Genomic DNA, 14669 nt, shown 5'->3' on the forward strand with positions numbered 1-14669 from the left:
GCAGATGAACCGGAAGGGGTGAAAGACGTCCCACATGCCGGGGCCGAGTTGACAGTGAAGGTGTGAGCCGCTGTCCTTGTGGGCATGCTCGCGAACTTGGCGCTCACCTCGACCCGCACCGCCGGGTCCCACGGTGCTGCCCGCGCTCGCTGTAGCTGTTGCTGTTCCAGCTGTTGAGCCCTCCACCTCCGCTCCGGCTGCCGCCGGGTCCACCGCGACCCGGCCCGCTCCACCCCCTTCCCCTCCCCACGGGGCACCCCTGCCGCCCGCGACCCGGGCCGACGGTACGGCCACCCCCCATCCGCACTTCTGCCGAGGAACCCACGCATCCATGAACAGCGACAGCGACCTCCAGATCGCCGGGGACATCCTCGAAGTCCCGCACCTGCTCCAGCCGCCGCGCGAGCACCCGGCCACCGTTGCCGAGTTCGCCGGCCTGGCCCGCGCTCTCGCCTCCGACCGCTCCCGGTGGGAGCACCTCGTGCAGTACGACGCGACCACCCGCTGGTACCACCGGCTGCGCACCGGCCCCGGCTACGAGGTGTGGCTCTTGTCCTGGGTGCCGGGGCAGGGCAGCGGACTGCACGACCACGGCCGGTCCTCGGGCGTGCTGACCGTCCTGGACGGCACCCTGACCGAGCGCACCGGGCGCGGCACGCGCGCGCTGGCGGCGGGCGCGCAGCGCGTGTCGGCGCCGGGCTCCGTGCACGAGGTCGTCAACGACACCCTGGAGCCGGCGGTCAGCCTCCACGTCTACTTCCCCGGACTCACCGAGATGCCGATGCACTCCGCGCCCGACTGCCGGGCGAGCCGCGGGCCGCGCCCGGTGACTGCCTGACACGTTGCCGTACCCGCCTGCCAGACTTGCCCCATGCGCATTGTGGTTCTGGCAGGGGGCATCGGTGGTGCACGGTTCCTGCGCGGTCTGAAACGGGCCGTGCCGGACGCGGACATCACGGTCATCGGCAACACCGGCGACGACATTCACCTCTTCGGGCTGAAGGTCTGCCCGGACCTCGACACGGTGATGTACACGCTGGGCGGCGGCATCGACGAGGAGCAGGGCTGGGGGCGAGCCGACGAGACCTTCCACCTGAAGGAGGAACTCGCCGCGTACGGCGTGGGCCCGGGCTGGTTCGGTCTGGGCGACCGGGACTTCGCCACGCACATCGTGCGGACGCAGATGACCGGCGCCGGGTATCCGCTCAGCGCGGTCACCCAGGCGCTGTGCGACCGCTGGAAGCCCGGCGTGCGGCTGATCCCGATGACCGACGACCGGGTGGAGACGCACGTGGCGGTCGAGATCGACGGCGAGCAGAAGGCGATCCACTTCCAGGAGTACTGGGTCAGGCTGCGCGCCTCGGTGCCCGCCGAGGCGATCGTGCCGGTGGGCGCCGAGCAGGCCAAACCGGCACCGGGTGTGCTGGAGGCGCTCGCCGAGGCGGACGTGATCCTCTTCCCGCCCTCGAACCCGGTCGTCTCCGTGGGCACGATCCTCGCCGTGCCCGGTATCCGCGAGGCCATCGCCGAGGCCGGGGTGCCCGTCGTCGGCCTCTCCCCCATCGTCGGGGACGCGCCGGTGCGCGGCATGGCCGACAAGGTCCTCGCGGCCGTCGGGGTCGAGGCCACGGCCGCCGCGGTCGCCGAGCACTACGGCTCCGGACTGCTGGACGGCTGGCTCGTCGACACCGTGGACGCCGCGGCCGTGGAGCGGGTGGAGGCCGCCGGCATCCGCTGCCGGGCCGTGCCGCTGATGATGACCGACGTCGAGGCGACCGCGCGGATGGCGCGGGAGGCGCTGGCGCTGGCCGAGGAGGTGCGGGCGGCATGAGCACGCCCCCCACCGAGGGCTACCGCGTGTGGGCCGTGCCCGGTCTTCCCGAGGTGCAGCCCGGCGACGACCTCGCCAAGCTGATCTCCGCCGCTGAACCGGGGCTGACCGACGGGGACGTCGTCCTCGTCACCTCGAAGATCGTCTCCAAGGCCGAGGGGCGGATCGTGCGGGCCGCCGACCGCGAGGCCGCCATCGACGCCGAGACCGTGCGGGTGGTGGCCCGGCGCGGCCCCCTGCGCATCGTGGAGAACCGGCAGGGCCTGGTGATGGCCGCGGCCGGGGTCGACGCCTCCAACACACCCGCCGGGACCGTGCTGCTGCTGCCGGAGGATCCCGACGCCTCCGCGCGGGCGATCCGCGACGGGCTGCGGGAGTCGCTCGGCGTCGACGTCGGGGTCGTCGTCACCGACACCTTCGGGCGGCCCTGGCGAGCGGGGCTCACCGACGTCGCGATCGGAGCGGCCGGCGTGCGCGTCCTGGACGATCTGCGCGGGGGCACCGACGCGCACGGCAATCCGCTCGGCGCGACCGTCGTGGCGACCGCGGACGAGCTCGCCGCCGCGGGCGACCTGGTCAAGGGCAAGGCGGCGGGGCGCCCCGTCGCGGTGGTGCGGGGGCTGCCGCACGTGGTGGCCGACGACGGCGGGGAGGGCGCACGGGCCATGGTGCGCGGCGCCCGCGACGACATGTTCCGGCTCGGCACCTCCGAGGCCGTGCGGCTCGCGGTGGCCCAGCGCCGCACGGTGCGGTCCTTCACCGACGAGCCCGTCGATCCGGGTGCCGTGCGCCGGGCGGTGGCTGCGGCGGTGACCGCCCCGGCGCCGCACCACACCACGCCGTGGCGGTTCGTGCTGCTGGAGTCGGCCGGGGCGCGCACCCGGCTGCTGGACGCCATGCGCGACGCGTGGGTCGCCGACCTGCGGCGCGACGGCAAGAGCGAGGAGTCCGTCGCCAAGCGGGTGCGGCGCGGGGACGTGCTGCGCAACGCCCCCTGTCTGGTGGTGCCGTGCCTGGTGACGGACGGCTCGCACACCTACGGGGACGCGCGGCGGGACGCGGCCGAGCGGGAGATGTTCGTCGTCGCCGCGGGCGCGGGCGTGCAGAACTTCCTGGTGGCGCTCGCCGGGGAGCGGCTGGGGTCGGCGTGGGTGTCGTCGACGATGTTCTGCCGGGACGTGGTGCGCGAGGTGCTGGGGCTGCCCGAGGAGTGGGACCCGATGGGCGCGGTGGCCGTCGGGCACCCTGCGGAGGAGCCCCGGGCCCGGCCGGAGCGCGAGGCGGGCGCCTTCATCGAGGTGCGCTGAGGCGAGCGGGACGGTGCGCGTCGGCGCAGCGCGGCCGCCCGTCCCGCCGTCGATCCGCTGTTCCCGGGGGCGAGCGCCCGCTGTCGCCACCGGAGGGGGCCGTGGCGCGCTCGCCCCGTCCGGTTGCCGCGCCGGCGCCCGTCGTGCGGATCGCGTCGGCGGAACCGGGGTGCCGCTCCCCGCTGGTGAGCGGGGTCGGGCCGGTCCGACCGCACCGGGGGAGGCGTCGTCGCGGAGCGCCGGCAGACCGCGACGACGCCGCGGGACGGCGTGCCGGAACCTGCGCCCCCCGGCATGATCCGCCGGGCAGCCCTTAATCTCGTAGGGCACCTCTCCGACCGCTCGGACCACTCGACCTCATCGGGAACCCCTTCGTGGCAGGACGTTTCGCCCCCCGGCCCACGCGTACGACCGTGCGCGGCGGGGACGTTCCCGTTCCCGGGCCTGCACGCTCGCGGGCCGCGTACGGCGGCGGACCGGGGCGGGTGCGGACCTGGGCCCCGGACGGGCCGCTGGACCTGCACCTGGTGCTCGGGCCGCTGCGGCGCGGCACCGGGGATCCGACGTTCCGGGCGATGCCCGACGGGTCGGTGTGGCGGGCCGCCCGGACCCCGGCCGGGCCGGGGACGCTGCGGGTCGCCGGGGCCGGCGGTGCGGTGCGCGGCGAGGCGTGGGGGCCGGGAGCGGAGTGGCTGCTGGAACGCCTGCCGGAGCTGCTCGGCGCCTCCGACGACCCGTCGGCCTTCGCACCGCGGCACCGGGTCGTCGCGCTCGCCCGGCACCGGCGCCCGGGGCTGCGGCTGACCCGGACCGGACTGGTGCTGGAGTCGCTCATCCCGTCGGTCCTGGAGCAGAAGGTCACCACCGGGGAGGCGTACCGGGCGTGGCGGTTGCTGGTGCGGGCGTACGGCGAACCCGCCCCGGGGCCCGCGCCCGAGCGGATGTACGTCATGCCGGAGCCGCGGGCGTGGGCGCTGATCCCCTCCTGGGAGTGGCACCGGGCCGGCGTCGACGACAAGCGGGCGTCGACGATCCTGCGGGCCGTCCGGGTCGCCGCCCGGCTGGAGGAGACGGCCGGGATGGCGCCGGAGGCCGCGCAGGCCCGGTTGGAGGTCGTGCCGGGGATCGGGCCGTGGACGTCGGCGGAGACCGTGCAGCGCAGCCACGGGGCGCCGGACGCGGTGACGGTCGGGGACCTGCATCTGCCGGGGATCGTGGGCTGGGCGCTGGCCGGGGACCGGGACGCGGACGACGCGGTGATGCTGCGTCTGCTGGAGCCGTACGCGGGGCAGCGGCACCGGGCGGCCCGGCTGATCCTGCTGAGCGGGAAGGTACCGGCGCGGCGGGCGCCGCGGATGCCGCGGGTGGACATCGGCCGCTGGTGACCGACCCGGTGGCCGGCGGCGCACGGTGCGCGACCGGCCGGGGTCGGCGTCGGACGCCCGCCGCCTCCCCGGTGCCGCGGGCGGCGGCAGCCGGGAAGCGGGACGGGTGTGCTGCGCCGGGGGGCCGGAGCCGTGGCGCGGGCGGACGTGACCGCCCCGCCGAGGCGACGCCCCGCCCGTGGTTCCGAGCGCCGGCGGGAGCAGCGCGACCGCCGTTGTGGGGAGGGGCCCGTCGACCGGGTGGGGTGCCTGCTACTGGTCGGAGGAGAAGCGGACCGCGCCCGCGGGGATACGGGCGTCGCACCAGATGCGGGCTCCGTCGCGGAGTTCGTTGTCCGCGCCCACGACCGCGCCGTCGCCGATCACCGTGCCCGTCAGGACGGTGCGCTCGCCGACGCGGGCGCGGGTGCCGATGAGGGAGTCGGTGACGACGGCGCCGGGTTCGATGACGGCGCCGGGCAGGATCGTCGAACCGAAGACGCGCGCGCCCCCGGCCACGGACGCGCCCTCGCCCACCACCGTGCCGCCGGTGAGCTTGGCGTCCGGGGCGACCCTGGCGCTGGGCAGGACCAGCCGGTCGCCGCAGCGGCCGGGCACCGCAGGGGACGGGGCGCGGCCCAGGACCAGGTCCGCCGAACCGCGGACGAAGGCGGCGGGGGTGCCGAGGTCCAGCCAGTAGGTGGAGTCGACCATGCCCTGCAGGTGCGCGCCGGCCGACAGCAGGTCGGGGAAGGTCTCGCGTTCCACCGAGACCGGGCGGCCCGCCGGGATGGCGTCGATGACCGAGCGGCGGAAGACGTACGCCCCCGCGTTGATCTGGTCGGTGACGATCTCCTCGGGGGTCTGCGGCTTCTCCAGGAACGCCAGGACTCTGCCCGTCTCGTCGGTGGGGACCAGGCCGTACGCCCGGGGGTCGGTGACGCGGGTGAGGTGGAGGGAGACGTCGGCGCCGGTCGACTCGTGGGTGCGGACCAGGGCCTTGATGTCGAGTCCGGTGAGGATGTCGCCGTTGAAGATCAGGACCGGGTCGTCCGGGCCCGAGCGGAGGCGGGAGGACACGTTGCGGATGGCGCCGCCGGTGCCCAGCGGCTCGCGCTCGGTGACGTATTCCAGGTGCAGGCCCAGTGACGACCCGTCACCGAAGTGCGGTTCGAACACCTCGGCGAGGTAGGAGGTGGCGAGGACGATGTGCTCGACGCCCGCCGCTCTCGCTCTGGCCAGCTGGTGCGTGAGGAACGGCACCCCGGCGGCCGGGACCATCGGCTTGGGCGTGTTCACGGTGAGCGGACGCAGCCGGGTTCCCTTGCCGCCGACCAGGAGGATGGCTTCTGTCACCTGTCGCCTCTGCTTCCTGCCGGGACCGGCCGAACTGTCTTTCGGCCGGCCAGTGTATGCAGACCTTTCCCTGCTGGTCGGTCAGGGCCGGCCCCGGCGCTCAGCGTCCTTGGTAGTGCGCCGCGGTCGAGCGGGCCGAACCGAGCTTTCCGTACAGCTTCCGCCCCGGGCACTCCGTGGCGTAGCCGTCGCGGTGACCGGAGATGACGTTCAGTCGCACCTTCTTGCCTTTTCGGTAGAGATTGCCACCGCCGGACTTCAGGTATGTCATGCCGCGCGGGTTCATCCCGTAGAGGCCCAGCTTCCAGGCCGTCAGACCGGCGATGGCCTTCACCGCGGCGGAGGACGGCCGGGTGGAGGTGAAGGTGCCGAGCACCGCGATCCCCATGCTGTCGGTGTTGAAGCCCCGGGTGTGCGCGCCGAGGACCGGCTTCGCCACGCCCCCGGCGCGGCCCTCGTAGATGTTTCCGCACTTGTCGACGACGAAGTTGTAGCCGATGTCGCGCCAGCCCATGCTCCTGACGTGGTAGCGGTAGATACCGCGAATGACCGATGGAGCTTGTGAGCAGCGGTAGTTGTTGCCGGTCACCGTGTGGTGCACGAAGGCCGCGCCGACCTTCTCCGAGTAGACGAAGCCCTTCTCCCGCATCCGCTCGTCGGCGCCCCAGCCGCGCCGGGTGACGATGCGCGGGCGCGGGCCGATCTTCGGGGTCGCCTGCCGCGGTACGGCCGGTTCCGCGCCGTACAGGGAGTGCATCTCCCGTTCCGTCTGCGCCCGGTCGAGGGCGGGGATCTCGGTCGCCCCGAGAAGGACGCCCGCCAGGTCCGTGTTGGCGGCGGAGACGGCGCGGGCGCCGCCGGTGAGGGCGGGGGCGGCCGCCGGCTCCGGGGCGACGCCCGGGTCGATCAGCTCCACCCTCAGGCCCGCGGGGAGCTGGGGCGCCGCCCGGTTCGCGGGCACCGCCGCCCGGTCCACCGGGGCCGCCGCCCCGTCCGCTGCGGCAGGCGGACTGTTCTCCCCGGTCGCCGCTCCGTTCTTTGGGCCGGTCGGCTCGGCGCGGACGCGGATCTCGACGCCGTCGGAGTCGCCCACCCAGAGCGGGGCCGTGCCGCCGCGGACGCGGCCCGCGACGCGTTCGGCGCTGCCGGGATCGGCTTGGTGGTCGGCGTTGTGCGTCTCCACGTCCTGCCAGCCCGACCAGGCGCCGGTGGTGGCGGCGCGGGTGCGGACCTGGACGCGGCCGTGCAGTCCGGCGTCCGGGTCGTCCCAGACCACGCCGAGGAGCGAGAAGTGGCGTACGTCGCGCATCGGCAGACCCTGTTCTTCCCCCGGCCCGCGGAGCGCGCGGTTCCGGTGGAGGGGGACGAGAGGCAGCGACTGGGTGCCGCCCGCTGTCACCGCCTGGCGCGTGCCTGCCGCCGCGGGCGCCGCAGCGGCAGGCGAGGTCGGCGGAAGGGCCAGGGCTACCGCGCAGGTGACACCGATCGAGGAAGCAAGCAATCCACGCATGCCCCTGATCCTGGACATAGTCATACATATATGTCCATCGGGGAACTGACGGCTCGTCCGGCCCGCGTTCCGCCGAACCGGTGGTCCCCGGAGGCGCGGGCGCGGGGGCTCGGGGGATCCGGCGGTGGGGACCCGGCACGGGGCCGCGTACGCTTGCGCGGGTGAATGCCACCGATCGCACCCCTGCCGACCTGCTGCGTTCCGCGCTCGTCGCGGACCCCGCGCGCCCGCTGGTGACCTTCTACGACGACGCCACGGGCGAGCGCGTCGAATTGTCCGTGGCCACCTTCGCCAATTGGGTGGCCAAGACCTCCAATCTGCTCCAGGACGGGATGTCCGCGGAGCCCGGCGACCGGGTGACGCTGCTGCTGCCCGCGCACTGGCAGACGGCCGTGTGGCTGCTGGCGTGCGCGTCGGTCGGCGTCGTGGCGGACGTGGACGGGGACCCCGCGCGCGCCGACGTCGTCGTGGCCGGCCCCGGACGGTTCGAGGAGGGGCTCGCGTGCCGGGGAGAGCGGTACGCGTTGTCGCTGGCCCCGCTGGGGAGGCGGTTCGCACCGGGGCCGCCGCAGGGATACGCCGACTACGCCGTGGACGCCCCGGGTTTCGGTGACCGGTTCGCGGCGTACGCGCCGGTGGACCCGGAGGAGCCGGCGCTGATCGTGGCCGGGGCCGAGTACACGGCGGCGGAGATCACGGAACGGGCGCGGGCGGACGCGGAGGGGCTGGGGCTGACCGGGCCCGGCTCCCGGCTGCTGTCCGGTCTGGGCTACGACACGTGGGAGGGGCTGAGCGCGGGCCTGTACGCACCACTGGCCTCCGGGGCGTCCGTGGTGCTGTGCCGGCACCTGGAACAGGCGGGGGACGAGACGCTGGCCAAGCGGATCGAGAGCGAACGCGTCACGGCGACGGCACGATAGCGGCCGGTCCCCGGCCCGCGGCAGCCCTGCACCCGACGGGATGCGCCGCGCGCTCTCCCCTCCGGACGCTCACCCGATCGGCCCACTCCCGTTCCGCACCCCGCCTCCGCGCCCGGCATCGTCGTAGGGGCAGGACGGCACGCTCGTACGGCATGAGGGGTGGTGTCGGTCGTGGTCGGGACCCGAGGCACGTCCCCTCCGGGGGACGGGGACGCTGTGCCGCGGGCGTACGGGCCCGAGCCGGGGGCGTCCGCCACGGGTGCCGGGCTCGCGCGGCGGCGCCGGCGGCGGTGGACGCGCGGTGTCGGCGGCGGAGTGGCCGCCCTGCTCGTCGCCGGGGCCGGGGCGGGCTGGGCGCTGTACGCGAAGCTCGACGGGAACATCACCGCCGACGAGGCCGCCGCCGCGGAGCTGGCCCGGTACGCCCGGGAGCGGCCGACAGCGCTGGTGAAGGACGCGCAGAACATCCTCCTCATCGGGTCGGACTCCCGCTCGGGCGCGGGCAACGCCGCGTACGGCCGGGACTCGGGCACCGAGCGCTCGGACACGACGATCCTGCTGCACCTGGCCGCCGGCCGGCGCGCGGCCACGGCCGTGTCCCTGCCCAGGGACCTGATGGTGGACGTGCCGAGTTGCCTGCGCGCGGACGGCAGGCGCAGCGAGCCGATGTTCGCCATGTTCAACTACGCGTTCGAGATGGGCGGTTCGGCGTGCACCATCCGGACCGTCGAACGGATGACGGGTGTGCGCATCGACCACCACGTCGTCGTCGACTTCAGCGGTTTCAAGAAGATGGTGGACGCCCTGGACGGCGTGGAGATCTGCGTTCCGCACGCCATCGACGACAAGGACGCCGAACTACGGCTGCCGGCCGGCCGCGTCACCCTCGACGGCGAACAGGCACTGGGCTACGTCCGCGCCCGGAAGTCGCTGGGCGACGGCAGCGACACCGACCGCATGGACCGGCAGCAGCGTTTCCTGGCGGCGCTCGTCAACAAGGTGCAGAGCAGTGGCGTGCTGCTGAATCCCGTGAAGCTGTATCCGGTCCTGGACGCGGCCACGTCGTCCCTCACCACCGACCCGGATCTGGCGAGTCTGCACGGTTTGTACCAACTCGTGCGGGGAGTGCGCGACATCCCTACGGAACGTGTGCAATTCCTTACCGTTCCCCGGGAGTCGTACTCCTCCGACGCCAATCGCGACCAGCTCGCGCAACCCGCGGCGGAGCGCCTCTTCGAGCGGCTGCGGCGGGACCTGCCCGTCACCGTCAGCGGGGAGACCACGCGCACCCCTAGTACAAATCACCCCAATTCACTCGGCCGTGACGACACCTCCCCCACTCCCGCCTTCCGTGGCAACACCGCCGCCGAGAGCGCCTGCGGGTAAAGCGCTCCCCAAGATGGCGAACTCGCGTTCCAAGAAACGGGGGAATTGCCCGCTTGTAGGGACGTGGAGTTTGTCACCGTCGTCGCTCCACGCCGAACCGGGCGGATAGTGTGAGCGATCCGGTGCACCATGCCGCGAGGTCCGCCCGAGGCCCGTGCACGGAAAGGAACTGAGAAACCGAGACGACCCGAGCGCCTTCTGAGGGGGAAAGGCGCCGCGTGGCCCCGACGGAGGATTCGGACAACCGTGGACGCGCAAGGCCGTGGGCGGGCGGAGAACATCGACCCCGCAGACCAATGGGTGCTCAATCCGAACACCGGCGAATACGAACTGCGACTGAGTCCTTCCACTCCGCAATCACCGGTACCCGGCCCCCGCAGAGGGGTCCCGCGGACGGGCGGCGCCCAGCGGGCGGCCGGCGTCCCGGGTGGGCCGCGCGCGGGCACCGGGACACCGGGACGGCAGGCCCCGGACCGGGGCACGCCGGACCGGGGCACGCCGGAACGGGAGTCTCCGGGACACGACGTCCCGCCGCAGCGCCGGCGCCGCGGCACGCCCGCGGAGCCGCCGCCGGGGCGGCGCGGGCGGCGGCCCGCGAAGAAGAAGTCGAAGACGAAGAAGGTGCTGGCGTGGACCGGCGGCACGATGGCCGTCGTGCTGCTCGCCGCCGGCACCGCGGGCTACCTGTACCTCAAGCACCTGGAAGGCAACATCAGCTCGACCGACGTCGGCGACGCCGGCTCGAAGGGCTTCAGCAAGGACGAGGCCTTCAACATCCTGGTCATCGGCACCGACAAGCGGACCGGTGACGGCAACGAGGGGTACGGCGACAAGGGCAGCGTCGGCCACGCCGACACCAACATCCTCCTCCACGTCGCCAAGGACCGGTCGAACGCGACGGCGATGAGCATCCCCCGCGACCTGATCGTGGACGTCCCGGACTGCCCCACCAAACAGCCCGACGGCTCGACCAAGGTCATCCCGGGCACGGAGAACGTGCGCTTCAACACCAGCCTCGGCCAGGAGGGCCGCGACGCGGGCTGCACCATGCGCACGGTCGCGGAGCTCACCGGCATACACGTCGACCACTTCATGATGGCCGACTTCAACGCCGTGAAGACCCTCTCGACCGCGGTGGGCGGCGTCGAGGTGTGCGTGGAGCACGCCGTCGACGACAAGCAGTCGCACCTGAAGCTGCCCAAGGGCGAGTCGACGGTGGAGGGCGAGCAGGCCCTGGCCTTCGTCCGCACCCGGCACAGCTTCGGCAACCAGGGCGACCTGGACCGCATCAAGGTGCAGCAGCAGTTCCTCGGTTCGCTGATGCGCAAGATGGCGTCCGGCGACACCCTCACCAACCCGACGAAGCTGTACAAGCTGGCCGAGGCCGCCACCAGCGCGCTCACCGTCGACACCGGCATAGACGACGTCGGCACGCTCAAGGACGTCGCCCTGGAACTGAAGAAGGTGCCGACGAAGAACATCACCTTCCTGACGCTCCCGGTGGTCGACAACCCGGCCGAGAAGGTCCACGCCACCGTGGTCCCCGGGCCCACGGCCCCCCAGGTCTACGACACGATCAACAACGACGTCTCGTTCACCGAGGTCAAGAAGAAGGAGCAGGCGTCCAAGGACGCCGCGGCCGCCGCCGACGCGGCCAAGCTGAAGGGCACCCAGTCGGCCGCCTCCGAGGTCCGCGTCCGCATCCTGAACGGCGGCGCCGCCACCGGAAGCGCGCAGCGGACGCTGGAGTGGTTGCAGAATGAAGAAGGCGTGACCAAGTCGGAGAACGCGGGCAACGCCGAGGCGACGCTGAGCAGGACCACGCTCGAGTACGCACCCGACCAGGCGGCGCAGGCACGCAAGCTCGCCGCGCTGATGGGGCTTCCGGGCTCCGCGCTGAAGCCGGGTGAAAGCGTGACCAACTCCCAGGGCCTGCCGACGATGACACTGACCCTGGGCAAGGACTTCAAGGGTGCGGGGGTGTCCCTCACCGCCCCGGCAAAGGCGCCGGAGGTGGACGGGAAGTCCACCGCGGACAAGGTCGAGTGCGCCAAGTAGTGACCTGACGGCTCCGTCCCGCGTCTTATCGGGCGCGGGACGGACCCGTGTCCGGCGCAGGACGGGGAGGCAGAAGTGGCGCAGAGCAGTGTGCGGGGGGAGGTTCCGGCGGCCGGGGGCACGACGTCCCCGGAATCGCGGGACGTGGCACCGCAGGACCAGGGATCGGCGCCGGGCCGGAACGCGCCGGAGACGGAGACGGAGCAGGGGGCCCCGGGCGACCGGGAGGACCCGTCCGCGCGGCACAGGGACGACGGGCGGCGCGGCGGCAAGGGCGGCGCGGGCCGCCGGGGCACCGATCGAAGGGGCCGCAGACGCCGCGTGCTGCGCTGGTCGGCGACGGTTCTGGCGTTGCTGATACTGGGCACCGCGGGAGCGGGGTACCTGTACTACCGGCACTTGAACGGCAACATCCGCAAGGACGCGCTGAATCTCGGCGACGAGAAGGACCGGGCCGCGAAGCCGGAGGCCAACGCGGCGGGGCAGACCCCGCTGAACATCCTGCTGATCGGGTCGGACGCGCGGGACACCAAGGAGAACCAGAAGCTGGGCGGCGCCAAGGAGACGTTCGGCGGACCCCCGCTGGCGGACGTGCAGATGCTGCTGCACGTGTCCGCCGACCGGTCCAACATGTCGGTGGTCAGCATGCCGCGCGACACGCTGCTCCAACTGCCCAAGTGCACCGACCCGAACACCGGCGCGGTGTACCCGGCGACCACCGGCCGTGCGATGACGAACGAGTCGCTCGGCCGCGGCGGCCCCGGCTGCACGGTGGCGACCTGGGAGAAGCTCACCGACATCCACATCGACCACTTCATGATGATCGACTTCTCGGGTGTGGTGTCGATGGCGGACGCCATCGGCGGCGTCCCGGTGTGCGTGGACGCGAACATCTACTCCCACACCAGCACCGGTCACGGCTCCGGTCTGAAGCTTCGGGAGGGCACCACCTACGTCAAGGGCAAGCAGGCCCTGCAGTGGCTGCGGACCCGCTACGGCTTCGAGGACGGCAGCGACCTCGCGCGCGCCAAGGCGCAGCACATGTACATGAACGCGATGGTCCGCCAGTTGCGCGCGAACGCGAAGCTGACCAACCCGAACGCGCTGCGCCGGCTCGCCGAGGCGGCGACGAAGGCGGTCACCGTGGACGAGGGCCTGGCCAGCATCACCAGGATGTACGACCTCGCCGCCGAGTTGCAGAAGGTCCCCACGGACCGCATCACCATGACCACCATGCCGAACGAGTACGTCGGCGCCCGCGTGCAGCCCACCGCCGACGCGGCCAAGCTGTTCCGCCTGGTCCGCGAGGACATCGCCCTCGACGGCAAGGACCCGGAGAAGAAGCCCGTGCCGGAGCCGACGCCGACGGACCCGGCCGCGCCGGACGCCGACATCGCCGTGCAGGTGCAGAACGGCACCCGCACCGAGGCCCTCGCCCCGGCGCCGGGGCGGGCGACCGCGGTGGCGGGGCTGCTGGCCGACAAGGGGTTCACGCAGTCCGTCGCGGATCCCTCCGCGGCGACCGCCGAGACCACCACGGTCGTCCGCTATCCGAGCGCCGACCTGGAGGGCGACGCCCGGCAGGTCGCCAAGGCCCTCGGGATCCCCGCCAGTTCGGTGGTGCGGTCCACGGACGTCTCCGGGGTCACGCTCGTCGTCGGCGCCGACTGGCGGGAGGGCACGACGTACCGTGCGCCGAAGGAGGACGGCAGGACGCCCGACAGCGCTCAGGCGATCAACGCCTCCGACGACAGTCAGTGCATGCACGTGGACCCGGGCTTCACCTGGTAGCCCGGGTCCGCCGCGGACGCCGTCCGGCGGGTGTGCTCAGCTGCCGCTGAGGACCGCGGGTCGGCGGGAGGCGATGACCTTCCTCGCCAGGGACCTGGGGCTGGTCAGGAAGCCCCAGCCCCAGGACATGTGCATGGTGGCCAGGGCGACGGGGATCCGCAGCCGCGCCGTCGCCGACAGGCCCTTGCCGGCCGGGACGGACCCGGCGACGAGGGCGGCGAGGTATCCGGCGGGGACCAGGAGACCCCACGGCGTCAGGGCGGCCCCGGTCACGACGCCGGCCGCGATCGCGCACAGAGCGGTCGGCGGGGCCAGGTAGCGCAGGTTGATGGAGCCCGAGTGGTACCGGGCGACGACGTGCCGCCAACGGCCGTAGTCCTTGTACTGCTTGGCGAGCGCCTTGACGCTGGGCCGCGGCCGGTACGACACCTTCAGCTCCGGCGAGAACCAGATCAGGCCGCCCGCCTCGCGGATGCGGAAGTTCAGCTCCCAGTCCTGGGCACGGATGAACTCCTCGTTGTAGCCGCCCTGCTGCTCCAGTGCCTCGCGGCGGAAGACGCCGAGGTACACGGTCTCGGCGGGGCCTGCCTGCCCTCCGGTGTGGAAGGCGGCGTTGCCGACACCGATCTTCGAGGTCATGGCCGCGGCGACCGCGTGCTCCCAGTCGTTCTCGCCCTCGGCGTGCATGATGCCGCCGACGTTCTGCGCGCCGGTCTCCTCCAGGAGCCGTACCGCGGTGGCGATGTAGTCGGGCGAGAGCATGCCGTGCCCGTCGACGCGGACGACGATCGGATGGCGGGAGGCCTTGATCGCGGCGTTGAGGGCGGCGGGCGTACGGCCCGTCGGATTGGGCACGGTGTGCACGCGCGGGTCTTCCGCCACGAGCCGGGCCGCGATCTCGTCGGTACGGTCCGTGGACGGACCGAGGGCGACCACGACCTCCATCTCGCCGGCGTACTCCTGCGCCAGGATCGCTTGGACGGCGCCGCGCAGATGCCGCTCCTCGTTGAGGACGGGCATGATCACGGACACGGCGGGGAGCTGCACGTCGGACTTCGCGTTCATAGGGGGCTCACGTTACCGCGAACGGGGGACAGCCCGACGCCCCACCGGGTGCGCTGCACCGGGCGGGAGATCGTATCGGCC

The 14669-nt window shown here is 73.3% G+C and carries 11 protein-coding genes; 8 read left to right on the forward strand and 3 right to left on the reverse strand.

Going from position 1 to position 14669, the window contains the following annotated elements:
* The first annotated feature begins 331 nt into the window (after positions 1-331).
* The 4 genes from JS756_RS17925 to JS756_RS17940 all read left to right on the forward strand — a co-directional run bounded on the left by JS756_RS17925 (position 332) and on the right by JS756_RS17940 (position 4523).
* The gene (locus JS756_RS17925; RefSeq protein WP_205384118.1) at positions 332-838 is read left to right on the forward strand and encodes a cysteine dioxygenase; all 507 of its coding nucleotides are present in this window, start codon (positions 332-334) and stop codon (positions 836-838) included.
* 33 nt (positions 839-871) lie between these two features.
* Positions 872-1831 carry a 2-phospho-L-lactate transferase gene (gene cofD / locus JS756_RS17930; protein WP_205384119.1) on the forward strand — a complete coding sequence of 320 codons (960 nt, stop codon included), beginning with the start codon at positions 872-874 and terminating at the stop codon, positions 1829-1831.
* Positions 1828-3138 (forward strand): coenzyme F420-0:L-glutamate ligase, encoded by a 1311-nt coding sequence (locus JS756_RS17935; RefSeq protein ID WP_205384120.1) that lies wholly within the window; start codon positions 1828-1830, stop codon positions 3136-3138. The genes cofD and JS756_RS17935 overlap by 4 nt, the downstream gene beginning before the upstream one ends.
* Before the next feature lie 374 nt (positions 3139-3512).
* Positions 3513-4523: a DNA-3-methyladenine glycosylase family protein gene (locus tag JS756_RS17940; protein WP_205384121.1), complete on the forward strand. Its 1011-nt coding sequence runs from the start codon at positions 3513-3515 to the stop codon at positions 4521-4523.
* 252 nt (positions 4524-4775) lie between these two features.
* Here the strand turns inward: JS756_RS17940 and manB are convergent, their stop codons facing one another.
* Both manB and JS756_RS17950 read right to left on the reverse strand, forming a co-directional pair.
* Positions 4776-5858: a mannose-1-phosphate guanylyltransferase gene (manB, locus tag JS756_RS17945; protein ID WP_205384122.1), complete on the reverse strand. Its 1083-nt coding sequence runs from the start codon at positions 5856-5858 to the stop codon at positions 4776-4778.
* Between the two features lie 100 nt (positions 5859-5958).
* Positions 5959-7368 carry a peptidoglycan recognition protein family protein gene (locus tag JS756_RS17950; RefSeq protein WP_205384123.1) on the reverse strand — a complete coding sequence of 470 codons (1410 nt, stop codon included), beginning with the start codon at positions 7366-7368 and terminating at the stop codon, positions 5959-5961.
* Positions 7369-7529: 161 nt separating this feature from the next.
* Between JS756_RS17950 and JS756_RS17955 the strand changes: the two genes are divergently transcribed.
* The 4 genes from JS756_RS17955 (at position 7530) to JS756_RS17970 (ending at position 13523) form a co-directional block, all read left to right on the forward strand.
* On the forward strand, positions 7530-8288 hold the full coding sequence (locus tag JS756_RS17955) for a TIGR03089 family protein (RefSeq protein ID WP_205384124.1): 759 nt from the start codon (positions 7530-7532) through the stop codon (positions 8286-8288).
* 216 nt (positions 8289-8504) lie between these two features.
* Positions 8505-9674: an LCP family protein gene (locus JS756_RS17960; protein WP_205384248.1), complete on the forward strand. Its 1170-nt coding sequence runs from the start codon at positions 8505-8507 to the stop codon at positions 9672-9674.
* 246 nt (positions 9675-9920) lie between these two features.
* Positions 9921-11732 carry an LCP family protein gene (locus JS756_RS17965; RefSeq protein ID WP_205384125.1) on the forward strand — a complete coding sequence of 604 codons (1812 nt, stop codon included), beginning with the start codon at positions 9921-9923 and terminating at the stop codon, positions 11730-11732.
* Positions 11733-11807: 75 nt separating this feature from the next.
* Positions 11808-13523: an LCP family protein gene (locus tag JS756_RS17970; protein ID WP_307790740.1), complete on the forward strand. Its 1716-nt coding sequence runs from the start codon at positions 11808-11810 to the stop codon at positions 13521-13523.
* A gap of 36 nt (positions 13524-13559) precedes the next feature.
* Here the strand turns inward: JS756_RS17970 and JS756_RS17975 are convergent, their stop codons facing one another.
* Entirely contained in the window at positions 13560-14588 is a 1029-nt protein-coding gene (locus JS756_RS17975; protein WP_205384126.1) for a glycosyltransferase family 2 protein, read from the reverse strand.
* Between the last annotated feature and the right edge of the window lie 81 nt (positions 14589-14669).

This window comes from Streptomyces actuosus (assembly GCF_016921115.1).
GTDB classification, from domain to species: Bacteria; Actinomycetota; Actinomycetes; order Streptomycetales; family Streptomycetaceae; genus Streptomyces; species Streptomyces actuosus_A.

Excerpts from the sequence above, each read along its gene's own strand:
- cofD (WP_205384119.1), top strand. The coding sequence starts at position 872 with ATGCGCATTGTGGTTCTGGCAGGGGGCATCGGTGGTGCACGGTTCCTG.
- JS756_RS17950 (WP_205384123.1), bottom strand. The coding sequence starts at position 7,368 with ATGCGTGGATTGCTTGCTTCCTCGATCGGTGTCACCTGCGCGGTAGCC.
- JS756_RS17935 (WP_205384120.1), top strand. The coding sequence starts at position 1,828 with ATGAGCACGCCCCCCACCGAGGGCTACCGCGTGTGGGCCGTGCCCGGT.
- JS756_RS17925 (WP_205384118.1), top strand. The coding sequence starts at position 332 with ATGAACAGCGACAGCGACCTCCAGATCGCCGGGGACATCCTCGAAGTC.
- JS756_RS17975 (WP_205384126.1), bottom strand. The coding sequence starts at position 14,588 with ATGAACGCGAAGTCCGACGTGCAGCTCCCCGCCGTGTCCGTGATCATG.